This window comes from Streptomyces sp. NPDC001914 (assembly GCF_042891215.1).
GTDB lineage: Bacteria > Actinomycetota > Actinomycetes > Streptomycetales > Streptomycetaceae > Streptomyces.
In genome coordinates this window covers 1-16,367 of sequence record NZ_JBIASW010000029.1, presented here as the reverse complement: position 1 = coordinate 16,367, position 16,367 = coordinate 1, and the positions used below count along the sequence as shown (strand labels likewise).

11 protein-coding genes and 2 pseudogenes are annotated in these 16,367 nt (G+C 70.2%); 7 read left to right on the top strand and 6 right to left on the bottom strand.

The features are described 5' to 3' along the window. The first annotated feature begins 72 nt into the window (after nt 1-72). Nucleotides 73-675 carry a TetR/AcrR family transcriptional regulator gene (locus tag ACFYYF_RS40000; protein WP_388784027.1) on the top strand — a complete coding sequence of 201 codons (603 nt, stop codon included), beginning with the start codon at nt 73-75 and terminating at the stop codon, nt 673-675. A 90-nt stretch (nt 676-765) separates the two neighbouring features. On the opposite strand, the gene ACFYYF_RS39995 is transcribed toward ACFYYF_RS40000, so the two are convergent. Beyond that, nucleotides 766-2,406 carry a sigma-70 family RNA polymerase sigma factor gene (locus ACFYYF_RS39995; RefSeq protein ID WP_388784025.1) on the bottom strand — a complete coding sequence of 547 codons (1,641 nt, stop codon included), beginning with the start codon at nt 2,404-2,406 and terminating at the stop codon, nt 766-768. A gap of 298 nt (nt 2,407-2,704) precedes the next feature. On the opposite strand from ACFYYF_RS39995, the gene ACFYYF_RS39990 reads away from it, so the two are divergent. Both ACFYYF_RS39990 and ACFYYF_RS39985 read left to right on the top strand, forming a co-directional pair. Continuing rightward, nucleotides 2,705-4,117 carry a DEAD/DEAH box helicase gene (locus ACFYYF_RS39990; protein ID WP_388784023.1) on the top strand — a complete coding sequence of 471 codons (1,413 nt, stop codon included), beginning with the start codon at nt 2,705-2,707 and terminating at the stop codon, nt 4,115-4,117. A 403-nt stretch (nt 4,118-4,520) separates the two neighbouring features. Beyond that, a complete protein-coding gene (locus tag ACFYYF_RS39985; RefSeq protein ID WP_361686496.1) occupies nt 4,521-5,276 on the top strand; it encodes a DUF4142 domain-containing protein in 756 nt (251 codons plus the stop codon). Between the two features lie 187 nt (nt 5,277-5,463). On the opposite strand, the pseudogene ACFYYF_RS39980 reads toward ACFYYF_RS39985, so the two are convergent. Continuing rightward, nucleotides 5,464-5,916 (bottom strand): annotated as a pseudogene (locus ACFYYF_RS39980) (iron chaperone). A 158-nt stretch (nt 5,917-6,074) separates the two neighbouring features. Between ACFYYF_RS39980 and ACFYYF_RS39975 the strand changes: the two are divergent. Continuing rightward, nucleotides 6,075-6,665 carry a TetR/AcrR family transcriptional regulator gene (locus ACFYYF_RS39975; RefSeq protein WP_388784021.1) on the top strand — a complete coding sequence of 197 codons (591 nt, stop codon included), beginning with the start codon at nt 6,075-6,077 and terminating at the stop codon, nt 6,663-6,665. Nucleotides 6,666-6,707: 42 nt separating this feature from the next. Here the strand turns inward: ACFYYF_RS39975 and ACFYYF_RS39970 are convergent, their stop codons facing one another. The 4 genes from ACFYYF_RS39970 to ACFYYF_RS39955 form a co-directional block, all read right to left on the bottom strand. Further along, nucleotides 6,708-7,811, bottom strand: coding sequence for a sensor histidine kinase (locus ACFYYF_RS39970; protein WP_388784019.1), 1,104 nt, complete (start codon nt 7,809-7,811; stop codon nt 6,708-6,710). Then, entirely contained in the window at nt 7,804-8,511 is a 708-nt protein-coding gene (locus ACFYYF_RS39965) for a response regulator transcription factor (RefSeq protein WP_388784016.1), read from the bottom strand. The genes ACFYYF_RS39970 and ACFYYF_RS39965 overlap by 8 nt, the downstream gene beginning before the upstream one ends. A 68-nt stretch (nt 8,512-8,579) precedes the next feature. Next, a complete protein-coding gene (locus tag ACFYYF_RS39960; protein WP_388784013.1) occupies nt 8,580-9,290 on the bottom strand; it encodes a VanZ family protein in 711 nt (236 codons plus the stop codon). Between the two features lie 80 nt (nt 9,291-9,370). Beyond that, nucleotides 9,371-12,073, bottom strand: a complete 2,703-nt coding sequence (locus ACFYYF_RS39955; protein WP_388784010.1) for a hypothetical protein — start codon at nt 12,071-12,073, stop codon at nt 9,371-9,373. 85 nt (nt 12,074-12,158) lie between these two features. Here ACFYYF_RS39955 and ACFYYF_RS39950 point away from each other — a divergent pair, with 85 nt between their 5' ends. The 3 genes and pseudogenes from ACFYYF_RS39950 to rpsA all read left to right on the top strand — a co-directional run. After that, the gene (locus ACFYYF_RS39950) at nt 12,159-13,622 is read left to right on the top strand and encodes a hypothetical protein (protein WP_388784008.1); all 1,464 of its coding nucleotides are present in this window, start codon (nt 12,159-12,161) and stop codon (nt 13,620-13,622) included. Between the two features lie 201 nt (nt 13,623-13,823). Continuing rightward, entirely contained in the window at nt 13,824-14,855 is a 1,032-nt protein-coding gene (locus ACFYYF_RS39945) for a hypothetical protein (RefSeq protein WP_388784006.1), read from the top strand. A 1,352-nt stretch (nt 14,856-16,207) separates the two neighbouring features. Next, nucleotides 16,208-16,367: pseudogene (gene rpsA / locus ACFYYF_RS39940) on the top strand (30S ribosomal protein S1); the annotation flags it as partial.

Sequence of the window (16,367 nt, the reverse complement as noted above, 5' to 3'; positions counted from 1 at the left end):
ATCCAGACATATGGAACGTGTCTGGTGTCACACGACCCCACTCCGGCCGGGCCACGGCCGCCGGGAGCCCTCATGCCACGACCGTCCGACCAGGCCAAACGACGCGAGCTGCTCGACCGGGTCCGCATGTATCTGATGCGCAACGGCCTCGCCGGGCTGTCCCTGCGCCCCCTCGCCCGGGCCCTCGGAACCAGCGACCGCATGCTCCTGTACTACTTCGGGACCAAGGAGGCCATGGTCGCCGAGGCGCTCGCCCTGGACGAGAGGCGGCCGCTCCTGCGCGCCCGGGACGAACTCGCCTCGGCGCGGTCCCCGCGCGATCCGGCGGGGATGCGCCGCTTCATGGAGGAGACCTGGCAGCGGTTCGGAGCCCCCGACCTGCGCCCCGCCCTCCCCTTGTACGTCGAGATCATGGCCGCGAGCCTGATCGACCCCGACCGGTACGGGCCCCTGCTGCGTGACGTGCTGACCGAGTGGACGGACCTGCTCACCGCCGCCTTCCGCAACCTCGGCCTGGCACAGGTCCGTGCCCGGACGGAGGCCGTCCTCCTGGTCGACGCGACCTTCGGCCTGGTCGTGGCCTCGCTGACGGACGACGGCCGGGAGCGGGCTGACGCGGCCTTCCACGCGCTCCTCGACCGTCTCGAACCCGGCTGGCACGTCACCCGAGACTGAGCGCGTCCCGTCCGGAGACGCGGCCGGCCCGGACGTGCCGCCGGCCCGGTCACGGCCGGAGAGCCGCCCGCCCGGGAGGGAGCACCGGCATCACAGCTTCGCCCCGAAGTCCTGGGTCCACCACGGGCCGCCCGACCCCTTGTGCACACCCACCCCGATGTTCTTGAACGAGCAGTTGAGGATGTTCGCCCGGTGACCCGGGCTGTTCATCCAGGACTCCATCACCGACTCGGGGGTCTGCTGGCCCTTGGCTATGTTCTCGCCGTACGTGGACCAGCGGTAACCGGCGGCGGTGATGCGCTTGCCGGGGTCGACGCCGTCGGGGTTGGTGTGCTCGAAGAAGTTCCGTGCGGCCATGTCGTCGGAGTGTGCCTGAGCCGCGTCCTCCAGTTGCGGATCCTCCGTGAGCGGCCCGCAGCCGGCGGCCGCCCTCTCCTTGTTCACCAGGGCGACCACCTGCGCGACCGTGGTCGCCGGAGCCGCCTGTGTCTGGGCCAGGCCCGTCACGCGCCGGGTCGGCGCGGCAGAGGCCGCGGCCGACTTGCTCGGCTCCGCGGCACGGGCCGTCTTGGACGCCTTGGCCTTCACCTTCTTCGACGCGGACGCCGACGGCGAGGGCGTGGCGTCGGCCGACGGCGAGGTGCGGGAGGCGTCCGGTGCCGAAAGGTCCGCGATCGCGTCGCCCGCGGTTCGCGAGGGAGCCGCCCCGTCGCTCGGTGTTCCCGGATCCGTGTCGAGATACCAGAGCCCGCCGCCCGCCACGCAGACCGCTACGAGGGCGCCGCCCAGCGCCCGGCGCCGGACGCGTCGGCGTCGGCGGGCCTCGCCGCGCGCGGCCGACCTCCCGCCGGGAGCCCGGTGTCCGGTCCCGGACCCGCCCGCGTCCCCGTGATGGGCGGCCGGAGTTCGCGACGCCGCGCCCGTGGCGGCCAGCCCGCCGGAGGCCTCGCTCAGTGCCGCGGCCAGCCCGGGCGACACGGCCACCAGCGCCAGGCCGGCCAGCAGTCCCTCCGCCGGCATCAGTCCGCTCCACAGACCCGAGCAGCGGACGCAGTCGCGGGCGTGCCGGGCGATCCTCTTGCGCCAGAGAGCCGAGGGCCGGCCGTCCCAGGAGGCGAGGACACCCCGCAGTTCCTCGCACGGCGGGCGGGCGGCGAGCGCCCGTACCACCACGCGAGCCGTCTCCAACTGCGCCTTCATCCGCTGCACTCGGACCGCCGCGTGCTGCGGCGACAGCTCCAGGGCCTCGGCCACCTCGGTCCGGGTCACCTCACCGGCGCACTCCAGCCACCACAGGGAGAGCACGCCCCGGTCCTCGGGTTCGAGCCAGCGCGTGGCCAGCGCGGTCTCCCGGCGCTGGCCGGAAAGCTGGAGCCGCACCATGGTCAGGTCCACGAAGTCGGAGCCGGGGTCCGCGAGATCCTCCGCCTCCTCCACCCCCTCCGGGGCGAGTTGCCGGTCCCGCCAGTGCGCCCGGACCTGGTTCATCGCGATCGCCACGAGCCAGGAGCGGAAGTTCTCCGGCGTCCGCAGGCCGTCCAGGCCGTCCAGGGCGCGGAGCATGGTGTTCTGCACGACGTCGTCGACATCGACGGAGCCGTTCAGCGCGCGCCCGACGATGTTGTAGACCAAGGGGAGATAGGCGCTCACCAGAGCGTCCTGAGCCGCCGGGTCCCCCGACCGGGCGGCGGTCACCAGTGCCGCCGCATCCACCGCGTGCTGTCTCCTCATCAAAACTTCCCTGTCCTCGACTCCGAACGATGCTGCCGTTGCCTGGGAGACCGCCCGCGGAACCTCGGATAACAGTTCTTCGGAGACTCGTTGCGGAGATGCTTCCCACACCGAGGCGCGGATGGCAAGGAAGAGGATCACATCGGGTGACGCCGGCTGCCCGGCCGGGCCGACGACCCGGCCGGGCGGGCCATGTGCCCGCTGGTAAAATGGGGAGCACGCTTCGAAGTCGCCGGGGCCCGTGCCGATGGGTACGGGCCCCGGGGCGTTCCGGGCGTCAGACTGAGGAAGGTTCCCCATGAACGCGAAGCCGCCGGCCCCTGGACTCCCCGACGCCGGCGCCGAGCAGCCGGCGCCGCAGGGCGACGTCACGGCGTCATCGTCCCGCTCGGCAGGTCTGCCTCCCGTCACATCGTTCGACGCCGTCGGTCTGCCGCCGGAACTGGTGTCCAGGATGACCGGGCTCGGGGTGACGGAACCCTTCCCGATCCAGGCCGCGACGCTGCCGAACGCGCTGGCGGGGCACGACGTCCTCGGCCGGGCACGGACCGGCTCCGGCAAGACGCTGGCCTTCGGGCTGGCCCTGCTCGCCCGGACCGCGGGCCGGCGGGCGGAGGCGAAGCGGCCGCTGGCGCTGGTCCTGGTCCCGACCCGGGAGCTCGCGCAGCAGGTGGGCGACGCGCTGGAACCGTACGCGCAGACCCTGAACGTACGGCTCGGCACGGTGGTCGGTGGTCTGTCGATCAACCGGCAGCAGGCGCTGCTGCGGACCGGCGTCGAGGTGCTCATCGCGACGCCGGGGCGGCTGACCGACCTGGTGTCCCGCCGGGACTGCTTCCTGAACCAGGTCCGGATCACGGTGCTGGACGAGGCGGACCAGATGTGCGACCTGGGCTTCCTGCCGCAGGTCTCCGACCTCATGGACCAGGTGCGCGCCGACGGTCAGCGGCTGCTGTTCTCGGCCACGCTCGACCGGGGCGTCGACCAGCTCGTACGGAACTATCTGCACGACCCCGTCCTCGCCTCCGTCGACCGGGTGGCGGGCTCGGTCGCCACGATGGAACACCACGTACTGAACATCCACGGCGCCGACAAGTACGCGACGGCGACCGAGATCGCCGCACGGGACGGCCGGGTGCTGATGTTCCTGGACACCAAGGCGGGCGTGGACCAGTTCACCCGTCATCTGCGGGCCAGCGGCATCCGCGCCTCCGCCCTGCACAGCGGGAAGTCGCAGCCGCAGCGCACGCACACGCTCGCCCAGTTCAAGAACGGTGAGATCAACGTGCTGGTGGCCACCAACGTCGCCGCCCGCGGCATTCACATCGACGCGCTCGACCTCGTCGTCAACGTGGACCCGCCCGCCGACGCCAAGGACTATCTGCACCGCGGCGGGCGGACCGCGCGCGCCGGGGAGTCGGGGAAGGTGGTCACCCTGGTCACCCCCAACCAGCGGCGCGACGTGAACCGTCTGATGTCCGAGGCCGGGATCCGGCCGACCGTCACGCAGGTGCGTTCGGGCGAGGCGGTGCTCACCGCCATCACCGGTGCCAAGCGCCCCCCGACCGGGCCGAAGCCGAGCACCGGCAACGCGGCCTTCCGGGGCATCGGCACGCGTCCCGGACCGCGCGCCAAGGAGTCGCGCAAGACGGCCGACGCGCGCAAGGCCGCGGAGGCCCGCGCGGCTGCCCGAGTACGCAAGAGCCGCTGAGACTGGGCCCAACTCCCACTGAGACCGGGCTGAACCTCCGTTGTCCGGATTCAACTCCCCTGCTTTCCAGGTGAGTTGGCCCCCAAGTGCGGCACCGTCGAACCGTCGGGCCGGGGTGTTCCGCACACCCTGCCCCGGCCCGTTCCCGCCGGACGGGCCTGGGGGCGCACCAGGCTTGTCGACCCTCCTCGACGGTCCTCGCCCCTCGTCTCCGCCGTCGGCAGACACCCGCCGTCGACGTTCCACCGGCCCCACCTGGGCGGTCGGCCGGAGAGTCCGCTCGCTTTCGGTGTGATTCTCCACCTGATCGGCTGAGTTAGAACGGCGTGCCGCGCGTACTCCTCTTCGACCGGATCAACCAGGCGATGACAGTTCGGCGACAGGCCGACGGGCAGGAGCAAAGGTGCAGCGCTCGGGCAACCTGATCGGAACCCTCTTTGTCGGCGGTGCTCTGACCCTGACACTCGCCGCGCTCGCCTATCCGGCGATGCTCGGAGTGGACAACACCTCGACCTCGACCGACCGGATCATCGCCAACACGCAGTGGGGGCCGCTGACGGAGGGCGAGCGCGACTTCGTGGTCAAGGTGCGCGCGGCCGGCCTGTGGGAGCACCCGCTCGGCCTGATCGGGCTGCAGAAAGGACAGAGCAAGGCGGTCAAGACCGCGAGCCAGCACCTCGTCGACGGGCACGCCGCCCTCGACATCACGTGCCGCAAGATCGCGCCGATGCTGAACGTCACGCTGCCCAACGTGGCGAGCCCCCAACAGGAAGGTTTCGTCACCCAGTTGAAGGCGGAGTCGGGGCGGCAGTTCGACATCGACTTCGCCAACATCCTGCGGATGACCCACGGTTCGATCTTCAACGCGATCGCCAAGGTCCGCTCGACCACCAAGAACACGCTGATCCGCGCCCTGGCCGACCAGGCGAACAACACGGTGCTCGACCACATCACCGTGATGGAGAAGACCGGCCTCGTCGACTTCGACACGACGGTCTTCAACCAGACCACCCCGCCCAAGCTGCCCAAGTCCGACATGACCCCGCCGCCTCCCGCGCCCGGCCAGCCCCAGGTCGTCCTCAGCCCGCCGCCGAACCCGACCTCCACACCGGTCGACCTGAGCGCGGCCCTCAACGGCGCCCCGCCGACCGTCGGTTAGAACTCCCGGCCGGCTTGCCGGGAGCCGTACGGGCTCCCGGCAAGCGGGGATTCTCGACGGCGCCCGGCTGCCAGAGGTCGCACGGGCGCCCGACTGCCAGGGGCCGCACGAACGCCCGGCCGCCGGGAGTCGCACCGCCGAGGCACGCACTCTCCCGGACTCCGACCGGGCGCCGTCGTGAGGTGCCTCAGCTCACCGCCTGCTTCACGAGTGCGCCGATCCTCGCCTCGACCTCGGCGGTGATCTCCGTCAGGGCGAACGCGGTGGCCCACATCGTGCCGTCGTCCAGCTTCGCCTGGTCGCTGAAACCGAGCGTCGCGTAGCGTGCCTTGAACTTCTCCGCGCTCTGGAAGAAGCAGACGACCTTGCCGTCCAGCGCGTAGGCGGGCATGCCGTACCAGAGCTTCGGCGCGAGGGCCGGAGCGCCTGCGGTGACGATGGCGTGGACGCGTTCGGCCATGATCCGGTCGGCGTCCCCCATCTAGGCGATCTTCGCGAGTACGTCCCGCTCGGCTTCCGCCGCCTTGTCCGCTCGTGAACCGCGGCGGGCCTCCTTCTTCAGCTCCTTGGCGTGGTCCTTCATCGCGGCCCGCTCCTCGGCCGTGAACCCTTCGTGCCGACCGTTTTCCGTGCTGCTCATGACAGAACTCCCCCTTGAGGTCCGTTGTCCGCAATCTCGCGCACGCGGATGGCACCCGCCACCCGTCCACATCGGCACGCACCGTGCCGATGACGGCCGAATATTCCGTGTGACCCTCGCCTTGTCAACGGCACGGGCCGTGCCGATAGGGTGGACTCATGACGGAACCGCCCGCCGTGCCGCGGCGTCGAGGCGCCGCGCGCACCGAGGAGCTGCTCCAGGCGACACTGGACCTGGCCGCGGAGGCCGGGTACGCGGGTCTGAGCATCGAGGCGGTCGGCCGCCGGGCCGGAGTCGGAAAGCACACGATCTACCGGCGCTGGCCCTCCAAGGCGGCGCTGCTGCTCGACGCGCTCAGCCGTGTGTGGACCAGCGACCTGGACTACCGCGACACGGGGAACGTCCGCGAGGATCTGCGTGAGCAGTTCGTCCGTTCCGGCACGGCCCTCTCCAGCCCGCCGATCGGCCCGGTCTACCGCGCGGTCATCGCCGAGGCACAAGGCGATTCCGCGCTCCGGGCGGCACTGCACGAACGCTTCCTGGCCACCGTCGAGCGGCGCACCCTCGACCGGATCACCCGTGCCCAGGCCGCCGGCGAACTGAAGGCCGACGCGAACCTGGAGTTCGCGGCCGAGGTGTTGTGCGGTGCCCTGTACTACCGCAGCCTGCTGTCGAACCGCCCCATCGACGCCGCCGCGGTCGACGGCCTCGTGGACATGTTCATGGCCGCCTACGGAACCACCGACTGAAGGGTCTTCACTCAACGATGAGCCCGCTCGCGGGGACGCCTCCTACGGAGCGCCGGGCAGCCGGACCGTGACGACGAGGCCACCGCCGGGGCGGGGAACGAGTTCGAGGCTTCCGCCATGGGCCCGGACGACACCGGCCACGATGGCCAGGCCCAGACCGACGCCCGCGTGCTCGTCGGTGCGTACGCGTTCCGATCCGCGCCGGAACGGTTCGGTGAGGGTCGACACCAGTTCCGGCGGGAGCGGGCGGCCGGTGTTCTCGACCCGCAGCACACTGGTGTCGCCCTCCGTGCCGGTGTGGACCGTCACGGTGCCGCCGTCGGGGAGATTGTGGACGACGGCGTTCTGGACGAGGTTCATGACCATCCGCAGCAGGAGTTCCGCGGAACCGCCGGTACGGGCCACCCCACCGGTGACGTCGAGCGTGATCCGGCGCTGTTCGGCGAAGGGGAGCAGCGTTTCGGCGGCTTCCTCGGCGACGAGGGAGAGGTCGACGTTCTCGCGGGGGAGGTTCCCGCGGTCGCTGCGGCTGAGGAGCAGAAGGGCCTCGGTGAGGTCGATCGCCCTCGTGTTGACGGCGTCCAGGCGTTCGATGAGTTCGTCCGGGTCCCGCGCGGGGTCCCTTCTGGCGACGTCCAGGAGTGTCCGTGTGATCGCCAGCGGGGTACGCAGTTCGTGGGAGGCGTTCGCGGCGAACCGTTGCTCCTCTGCGGCCTTGGACTCGAGTCGTTCGAGCATCGAGTCGAAGGCGTCGGAGAGTTCGCGGAATTCGTCCTGGCGGCCCTTCATGCGGATCCGGTGGGACAGTGAACCGCTCCCGGCCACGCGCACCGCGTCCGTGATCCGGGTGAGGGGGGAGAGCATCCGGCCGGCCAGGACCCAGCCCCCGAGGAGGCCGAACACCAGCAGGAAGCCGAGTGAGACGGCCGCGGCGGGGGCGAAGCCGCGCAGGAGGTCGGAGCGGCTGGGCCCGACGATGATCACGGCGCCGTACGTCCTCTGGATGAGCCGGGGGTCGTTGGTCGGCAGCCAGCGCAGCACGAACACCCACATCACGACCAGCAGGAGCGCGCCGGCGACGAAGAGGAATCCGGCATAGCTGAGGGTGAGCTTCAGCCGGGCGCTGCGCCCTGGGGGTCTATCCATGCGGGTCGCCGGAGTGCGGGTCGTCGCTGCCGGTGTCCGCGCCGGTGTCGATCCGGTAGCCGACCCCGGGCACGGTGGCGATGATCCACGGTTCGCCGAGTCGTTTGCGCAGCGCCGAGACGGTGATGCGGACGGCGTTGGTGAACGGGTTGGCGTTCTCGTCCCAGGCCCGCTCCAACAGCTCCTCGGAGCTGATGACCCCGCCCTCCGCGGCGACGAGGACGTCCAGCACGGCGAACTGCTTGCGGGTGAGCGCGACATGGCGTCCGTCGCGGAAGACCTCTCTGCGGAACGGGTCCAGCCTGAGGCCCGCGATCTCGCGGACCGGCGGCCGGGCGTAGGCGCGCCTGCGGTCGAGGGCTCGCAGCCGCATCACGAGTTCCCGCAGCTCGAACGGTTTGGTGAGGTAGTCGTCCGCGTCGAGCTCGAACCCGGAGGCCTTGTCCTCGATCCGGTCGGCGGCGGTGAGCATGAGGATCGGGATGCCGCTGCCGGAGGCGACGATCCGCCGGGCGACCTCGTCGCCGGAGGGGCCGGGGATGTCACGGTCGAGGACCGCTAGGTCGTATGAGTTGACGCCCAGCAGTTCCAGGGCGGAGTCACCGTCGGCGGCGATGTCGGCCGCGATCGCCTCCAGCCGCAGACCGTCACGGACGGCCTCGGCCAGGTAGGGCTCGTCCTCCACGATCAGTACACGCATGTCCGAAGCCTAAGCAGCGGACCGTATCGCGGACGTATCGCGCGGCGGACGCGCAGCGAAGAGGCACTTCAGGGCACGGGAGCCGGGGCGGGGCGGGACCGGTCGGACGGGGCCTGCGCCATCGAGCGCCACCAGCGGCGCGAGGCCAGCCCCGCCAGCAGGGCGCCGGTGGCGTTGACCAGTACGTCGTCCACGGAGGACACCCGGTCCAGCCACAGGACGTACTGGGCGATCTCGACGAGGACCGAGCAGCCCGCGCCGAGGTCCAGGATCCGCGGCACGGACGCGAGCGCCGCGAATCGCATGGGGGCGAAGAACCCCAGTGCCGCGAAGACGAGCAGATTGCCGATGATCCCGCCCGTCCCCATCGTGACCAGGTCCCGCAGCGGTACCAGGCTCACCCGGCGGGGAGCGACGCCCGGAGCGAGGCCCGGCATCATCGTCAGCCACAGGAACGGCACCGTCCCGTGGACCATGCCCACCTCGGCCAGCGACTTGCGCCACGCCCAGACCGAACCGAGGCCCGCGGCCTGCCGCCGGTGAGCGAGGGCCCACACCACCAGCGCGGCGAGCGGAAGCGCGACCAGCGTCATCAACACCACACCGTTGAAGGTGTCGTAGCAGCCGTGCCAGTGCCCGGTCATGCACCGCGGGGCCGACATCAATAGCATCCGCCGGATGGCGAACAGACCGCTCACCAGGGTGAGTACGACGAGCCCGAGAAGCACGAACCTGAGCGTGCGGCGGGACAGGGCCGGCGGGGATGTCTTGTGGCTCACGCTCCCAGTGAAGTTGGTCGGAGGTTGCGCGGGCGTATGCGGTTTTCGATACACCCGCGATACATCGAGACCTGGGAGCGCTATCGCTTTCCGCCCTTCGACATGCGGATCCTGTGGGCCAGGTCGGTCAACGGCTCCAGTACGTTGATGGGCTCGGGCGCGGAGCGGATCCGCGGCGGGCCCTCCGTCTCCACCAGATTGGCGAAGTCGCGGTAGTCGAAGTGGTGATGCTGGTTCATCCGAAACCCGATGGCGGAGGTCGCGTAGTAGGCGACGCGTTCGGGATGGAAATGGGTCGTCAGGCCGTCGCGCACCAGGTGGGCGTGCGGAGCGTTGTCGCAGAGCCACTCGAAGTACTGCCGGGCAATGTGTCCGGGGACACGGGGGAGCCGGGGGCCGTGACTGTCCTGCGTGACCCATCCCGCCTCCACAGCCGGCCGGAAGACCTCGGGGGCGTCGAACTTGGCGACGCAGACCGAGACCTGGTGCGGCAGCCGCCCCCGAAGGATGCCTCCGGAATCGCGGACTCGTTTGGCGAGTCCGTTCAGGGTGGAGAGGAACGTGGACACGCTGTGCGCCGCCTCCTGGGCACCGGCGAGGGGGTCGAAGAGGTAGATCAGTCCCTGAGCGCGGGCCAGTTCGTCGATCACTTCGTCGTGCAGGGGGTGCGTCTCATCGAAAGCGATGCCTGGAATGTCTTTGATATCCAGAGTCACTTCGACTTCTCGGAGCCGCTTGGGCCTCATGAGCCTGGGGGGCACCGTTCCTCGTAGCAACCAGTTCAGGGCTCTGACAGTGGACGTGGCGGGAGGGAAGGCCCGCTCGACGGCAAGCATGGCGGTGCCCTGGACGAGATACGCGTTGGCCTCCGAGGTCATCCCATTGATCGTCCAGCTTTCCTCCCCCTGCCGCCCGGACTGCATCGCCGCGACGGGCAGAGCCGCGAGGTAGGTCGTCTTCCCGGAGCATTCCCCACCCCACAGCCCGATCCGGATGTGTTCGGCCACCGTGTTCTCGCCACCGGAGGCCGTGGGGATCTCGGGCAAGGGCGCCAAGGCTGGAAGGAAGCTCGCCGCCGTCGGGTCCAAGCCGCCGGCGTCGCCGGGTTCGGGGGGCGCTGCCACCGGAAGCGTTGGCCCCGGCTCGACAGTCGGCTCGTGGCCGCCTGGCCGCAGCTCCCCCTCCGAAGGACCTGATCGGTCTCCCGGCGAGTCCAGGAGGCGAGCCAACGCCGTGACGAACGAGACACGCGCCGTCTCCTTCTCCCTCGTCCGGCCGGGCCGGTCGTGCACCGCTTGCAGTGCTCGAGCGGTCTCGAGCACCCGAGTGCACTGGTCGTGAAGGGCCAGCACGGCCTCCGCACCGATGCCGTCGCGCGCCAGGTCGGCGATTCTGGTGCACCGGTTGATGACGATGTACAGGTTTTCGGCCAGCATGGCGTCGAAGCGCGCGTCGGCGCAGCGCGTACGCAGGTGCTCCAGTTGCTGGTGGTGGCGGGTCAATTCGGCGTGCAAGGCCGGGGGGAGACCTCGGGCCCCTTCGTCGGGGACCGAGGGTCGGACCGTCCCCTGGTCCGGGGGCATGGGTCCCGGGTCGTGGCAGGTGACCGGTTCCGCGAGATCCTGGAAGGCTTCGCAGGCACTGGCTGCCAGGCGCAGGAACCACAGTTGTTCGTCCTCCTCCGTGCGGCGGGTGAGGAACATCAGAGCGCAGGCCTGCAGGGCCAGGAGGTACTGAGGGTGCCAGTCGGCATGCGCGTAGTCACGGGCCATGCGCCACAGGTCCGGCGCGGCCCGCAGCAGTTGAAGGGCGTTCAGCAGGCCTGCGGGCAGACGGCTCTCGGAGGGGTCCGCGCTGTCCGGGTCCTGGTCCAGCAGGAGGCCGGCCAGTTCGTCGCGCGCTTGCTCGTTCAGGTCGGGAAGGTGGTCGCCGACCAGGCACAGCATCAGATGTACCGGGTCACGCAGGAGAAGGCCTTGCTCCTGGAAGCGGGAGAGATCGACGAGACGGAACGAGTTGGGCAGGACGTCCGGCTGCGTGGCCACCATGATGTTGCCGGGGTGAAGGTCGTAGTGGGCGCGCCCCAGGGCCACCGTGGGCGGTTTGAGGCCGGCCAGGGGCGGGGGGTCTGCGAACGGGGTGGGGTTGGACAGGGCACCGGGCCATCCGGGCAGCCTCACGCGGGAGTTGTGCAGCTGAGCCCCGAGGAGTCGTGCGCTGACCTGGGCCAGCCTGCTGTCGGGAGCGGCCCGGTGTCCCAGGGCCTGGTGGAGGAAGGTCTGCGCCGTCATGTCGTGGTCGGCGTCCGGGTCGGGATTCCACTCGGTGAGGACCGAGTCGATAACACTGGCGGCCACCTGGGCCTGTCTGCCGAGTGATCCGACGACAGTGAGCGGGCTCAGGGGGTGCCGGGCCCGCTCATCGAGAGCGACCTTGAGGAACATGAGCCAGGTGCCGCCGACTCTGAGAGGCGGGTACACCTGGCGGATCAGACGGCGTTCGGGAAAGTCGAAGGGGCGCGCGTTGGGGTCGAAGTCCGGGTGTGAGTGCCATGCCTCCTCCAGGTCGCGGGGTTCGTTGACGGCTCCCTCGTCCTCGGCACAAAGCTTGAGGAGAAGCTTCTGCTGTGGGTGCTCGGCGTCGCCCCGGTGGAAGACGAAAGCTAGGAGTGCCCCGCTGCCGCCACCGGGAACGGCCTTGGCGAAGGTGATCCTGCGCCGCCGGTTCTGCCAGTTCTCGAGCTCTTTGGCGGCTTCGGAGCCGAAGTATGTCAACCCGCTCATGCCCCAAGTCTGTCTGAACCGGGTTCATTCCGGTGCCAGTTGTGGTGCTATGCCCCTGCGAAGGACGAGGATCGGGGGAACCGGGATGGCCGGGACGGCAATGCGGCGCGTGCGGCGCGCCGCGGCGCGGGGCAGACCTGTCAGCGGGAGCCTTCTCGCGCAGGCGGTGACCGAGCACGATCCGAGCACGGGGCCCTGCCGCGTGCACGACACACGTGTCGCCGGACCGGTGGATCTCGCGCACCGGCAGCTGGAGTTCGGGGTGGAGTTCGTGCGGTGCCGGTTCCTGGGCCCGGTCGATCTGCGGGGTCTTTCCGCAGCCTCGCTCGACCTTAGCGACTCCTCCATTCCCGCGTTGCTGGCGGACGGACTCGTGGTGGACGGGGACGTCCGGCTGTCGGGCTGCGTTGTCGGCGCGACGCCGGGTGAGCCAAGGGAGCTCGGCACCGAGGCCACTGTCGTGCGCGACGGTGTCCGGGGACCGCACCGGGTCACGGAGCCGTCCGCCGAGGCTCCGCTGAGGCTGGCCGACGCACGGATCGCGGGAAGTCTGACGGCCGAGGAACTGCGGCTGCATTCGACGGGGTTGTGGTCCGTGTTCGCGCCGCGCCTGCAGGTCGACGGTGCGGTGCAGGGGCGTGGGCTAGAGGCTTCCGGGGCGGTGTATCTGCGTGATGCCCGGGTGGCACACGCGGTGCGCTTCGACGGGGCGAGCGTAGGAGGGATCGATGCCACCGGCCTGTCCTGCGGACGCGGGTTCTACGCGGACTGGGGATTCCACTCCCGCGGGCAGATTCTGCTGCGTGGGGCGGCAGTCGAATCGGTGGTGACCTTCCATGACGCCACCCTGAACGGACCGCACGGCGAGCTGATCCTCAGCCGGCTGAGGACGTCACGGCTGCGCCTCGGCTTGCGGGCCGCACCGGCGGGGCGCATCGTGCTGCGGGACGCCCAAGTGGGAGCACTGGTCGACGACACCGCCTCGTGGCCGACGGAAGGACAGCTGGACATTGAGGGCTTGGTGTACAAGCGACTGGGCTCGGCCACACCGCTGTCGGTCAAGGACCGGCTGACCTGGCTCGCTCTGGACCGGGAAGCCGGGGTGGGTGTCTTCGAGCAGTTGGCCGCCTCCTACCAGGCCGCAGGCGACGAACGGGCGGCTCGCACGGTACGGCACGCGCGTGAACGGCATCTGCGGCGCGGCGACCGGCTCACCGGTCGCATGTGGGGCGCCCTACAGGATGTGCTGTTCGGCTACGGGTACGCCCCGCGGCGGGCGTTGCTGTGGCTGGTGGCCCTGGTCGCGGCCGGCTCGGCCTGGTTCTCTGTGCACACGCCCGCCCCTGTGGGCGGTTCAGGGCAGCGGGATTTCGATCCGGTGCTGTACTGCATGGACCTGTTGATTCCGGTGGTTTCTCTGGGGTATCGCTCCGCATTCGACCCCGTCGGCTGGGACAAGGCCGTAGCCGTTTTTTTGATCGTTTCGGGATGGGTGCTCGCCACGGCTGTCGTCTCGGGTGCGAGTCGCATGTTGAGTCGCGGTACATAGGGGGCGCGTGCATCGGCAACCCCGTGCGCCGTTGTGCGCCTTTTCCAATCCTGCGCGCCGTCACTATTCTTTTTTCCGCCGAGTGAAACCGGCGCGGGGCACGGCAGCGTTGTGAGTTCCACGGGGTGTCGAGGAAAGCTGGTGGACGAGCAGTTGAGCGTTGTGGGCTGTAGTCGGCACCCGAACCAACCAGAGGTACGGATGAACGAGAGCGACGACGAGTACTGGGTGGACCTGGTCCAGGACGACGACGTGCTGGGGGGCGCCTTCCTGTTCACGCGCTACTACGCGATGACGCTCACCGACTGCATCGCCTCGCTCGACGTCGGCGCCCGCCTTGTGTTGCGCATGGTCGACCAGTCCGGGGACGAAGTCCGCGGCGAGATCGTCGACCTGCGGCCGGAGGTCGGCTTGGCGCTGATCTCTGTCATCGCCCATCCCAGCCGGCATCTTCCCAGTCCGCGCATGGACCACGCGACCAAGGGCGACGACTGGCACGCTCCCTATACTCCCCCGCGCGTGCGCCGACTTCTGCAGGGCACCGTCGACGACATCGTGCACGACCATCCGCAGGACGGTCCGTGCCGCACGGCGATCCACCTGGCCACGGACACCCCCGTGCGCGACCATGCCGCCTTCGGCGGTGGACCGGTCGAACGCACCACCGACGAGACGGAACGCTCTCCACTGGTCGGCGTACTGATGTCGCCCGCCTCGCCACGGTTCTCGCACAATCCGCCCCACGGCCTGATCGCCACATCGATCGACAGCGCGATGGAGACCTTCCCGGGCCTGTCGGCCCTGGGCCTGGCCACCAGCCTGATCGCCGGCGAGCCACCGTCCTGCCCGCCGGACACGGCTCTGGTGCCCGCGCACAGTACGGTCGTACCGGAGCTGGCTCAGGAGGAAACGGCGCACGAGAACGCCGCGCACGCCGGTATGCGTATTCCGCCTCCGCCCGAACTCGGCGAAGGGGATTCCGAGACGCCTCTGCTGGACATATCACCCACGGAAGAACTCACCTCGTGGTCACCGGAGGAAATCAAAGATCCGGTGCTGAACGCGCTGTGCACCCGAACCGAGGACTATCTGCGCTTTCTTGACCACCTGGGTGACGCTGAACTGATCGAATCACTTGACCTGGCCGCATTTCGCGTACGGTCGGTGAGCGATCTCACCGACGCACTGCGCACACTTCAACTGCCCGCCGGCGACGAGGGAGGTGAAGCATGATCAATTCCTACGAAGACGCCGTGGCACACGCCGAAGAGGCCCTGCGCGAGACCCGGCGCACCATCGTGCCCGATTCGTTGAAGACCTTCACCGACCGGTGCGTCGCCGGCGAAGTACCCGTCTCCGCAACCGACCTCGGCTCCGTCCTGAAGCTGGCCTGGCTTCTGTACCAGATGGGGCTGCACACCGCCTCGCACTCCCTGGTGCGGCGTCTGGTCTCCGATCCCCCTCAGGGCTATCCACCAGGTGGTGACCCGAACCGCTGCGCGGTGCTGCTCACCTGTCTCGGCCACCCGGACGAGGCGCGGCGTCTGCTGACGGGTCGGCACAAGACCGACGCGGCCCGCCGGAAGCCGGGAGATCACTCCCTCGCCGAGGGGGCTCGTGCGAAACGACGGGGCACGGAGGACGCGTCCGAGGACCCATGGCGTTCGGGGCGCCCCGACTGGGCCGCTGTGCGGGCCGTGGCCAACCTCGCCGCCATCAGTGCCGGCACGGAGCAGGCCGGGCAGGCGGCGCGCTGGCTGGCCGAGGCCGACCGGCTGCTGAGCGCCACCACGGACCCACCGCCTGTCGAGATCGTCCAGCTCCTGGCCGGAGTGCGTGTCGTGCTCACCCGCGGCAAGCCGCCCGGGGCACCGCGGGACGCGGCCATGGCCGCGTTCAACCGTGCCTCGCTGGCGGCCATCGCGGCACTGGACTCCCGCGACCCGCGGGGCTATCTGATCGTGGCCCAGCTCGCGCTGGCCGCCGCCGAGGACGCCCGAGACACCCAGGCGGACGACCGCTTCGAACACGCGGCGGGCGTCCTCGAAGCGGCCAGCCAACGGCTGTCCGCCCTGCTCGGCGCCAACCACCCGCGCGCCCTGGTCGTGCAGGGCAAGCTGGCTGCAGTCCACATCGAGTGCGCCCGGACGGCTCGGTCGGCCCAACGCCTGCACAAGGCGACCGCCAACCTCGCCTTCATCAGCACTCGCCTCAACCGCTATGTCGGGGCCTGCCACCCCCAGGCACTCGCCGCGGCCGGCAACCTCGCCGTCGCCCGTCTCGAGTGTGCGCGCGCCGACCAGAGCCCGACGCAGGCCGAGGACATCCTCCAGGACCTGTACCTTCAATGGCGCAGCCTGGCGGCACTGGCGGGACACGACCACCCGGTGGTGCAACTCGTCCAGGCGTCGTACGAAGCCTGCCGGACGCTGGCACCCCGGACCGTCACAGGCCTTCCGCCCTTCGCTCCCCACCCTGCGGCCGGACCCGCGCACCCCACGCGCGGGGCGTACATCGTGTCCCCTCCCACGCTCCGGTCGGTCACCCCGTCGCCCACGCAGGGCACCACGTCGGCTGTGTACGCCGTGACACAGGTGCAGGACCCCGAGCTGACTCCTTCGGTTGCGGTCAACGACGTAGGCGGTGAGCGAGCCTTCCTCGCCGCGATCGACGAGACGATCAAGTACTTCAACGACGGCGACATCGTCGACGGCGTCATCGTGAAGGTCGACCGGGACGAGGTCC

What these genes read in the sequence shown, in the direction of transcription:
- ACFYYF_RS39975 (WP_388784021.1), top strand. Translation starts at nt 6,075, where the DNA reads ATGACGGAACCGCCCGCCGTGCCGCGGCGTCGAGGCGCCGCGCGCACC.
- ACFYYF_RS39995 (WP_388784025.1), bottom strand. Translation starts at nt 2,406, where the DNA reads ATGAGGAGACAGCACGCGGTGGATGCGGCGGCACTGGTGACCGCCGCC.
- ACFYYF_RS39955 (WP_388784010.1), bottom strand. Translation starts at nt 12,073, where the DNA reads ATGAGCGGGTTGACATACTTCGGCTCCGAAGCCGCCAAAGAGCTCGAG.
- ACFYYF_RS39945 (WP_388784006.1), top strand. Translation starts at nt 13,824, where the DNA reads ATGAACGAGAGCGACGACGAGTACTGGGTGGACCTGGTCCAGGACGAC.
- ACFYYF_RS39990 (WP_388784023.1), top strand. Translation starts at nt 2,705, where the DNA reads ATGAACGCGAAGCCGCCGGCCCCTGGACTCCCCGACGCCGGCGCCGAG.
- ACFYYF_RS39950 (WP_388784008.1), top strand. Translation starts at nt 12,159, where the DNA reads ATGGCCGGGACGGCAATGCGGCGCGTGCGGCGCGCCGCGGCGCGGGGC.
- ACFYYF_RS39970 (WP_388784019.1), bottom strand. Translation starts at nt 7,811, where the DNA reads ATGGATAGACCCCCAGGGCGCAGCGCCCGGCTGAAGCTCACCCTCAGC.
- ACFYYF_RS40000 (WP_388784027.1), top strand. Translation starts at nt 73, where the DNA reads ATGCCACGACCGTCCGACCAGGCCAAACGACGCGAGCTGCTCGACCGG.
- ACFYYF_RS39965 (WP_388784016.1), bottom strand. Translation starts at nt 8,511, where the DNA reads ATGCGTGTACTGATCGTGGAGGACGAGCCCTACCTGGCCGAGGCCGTC.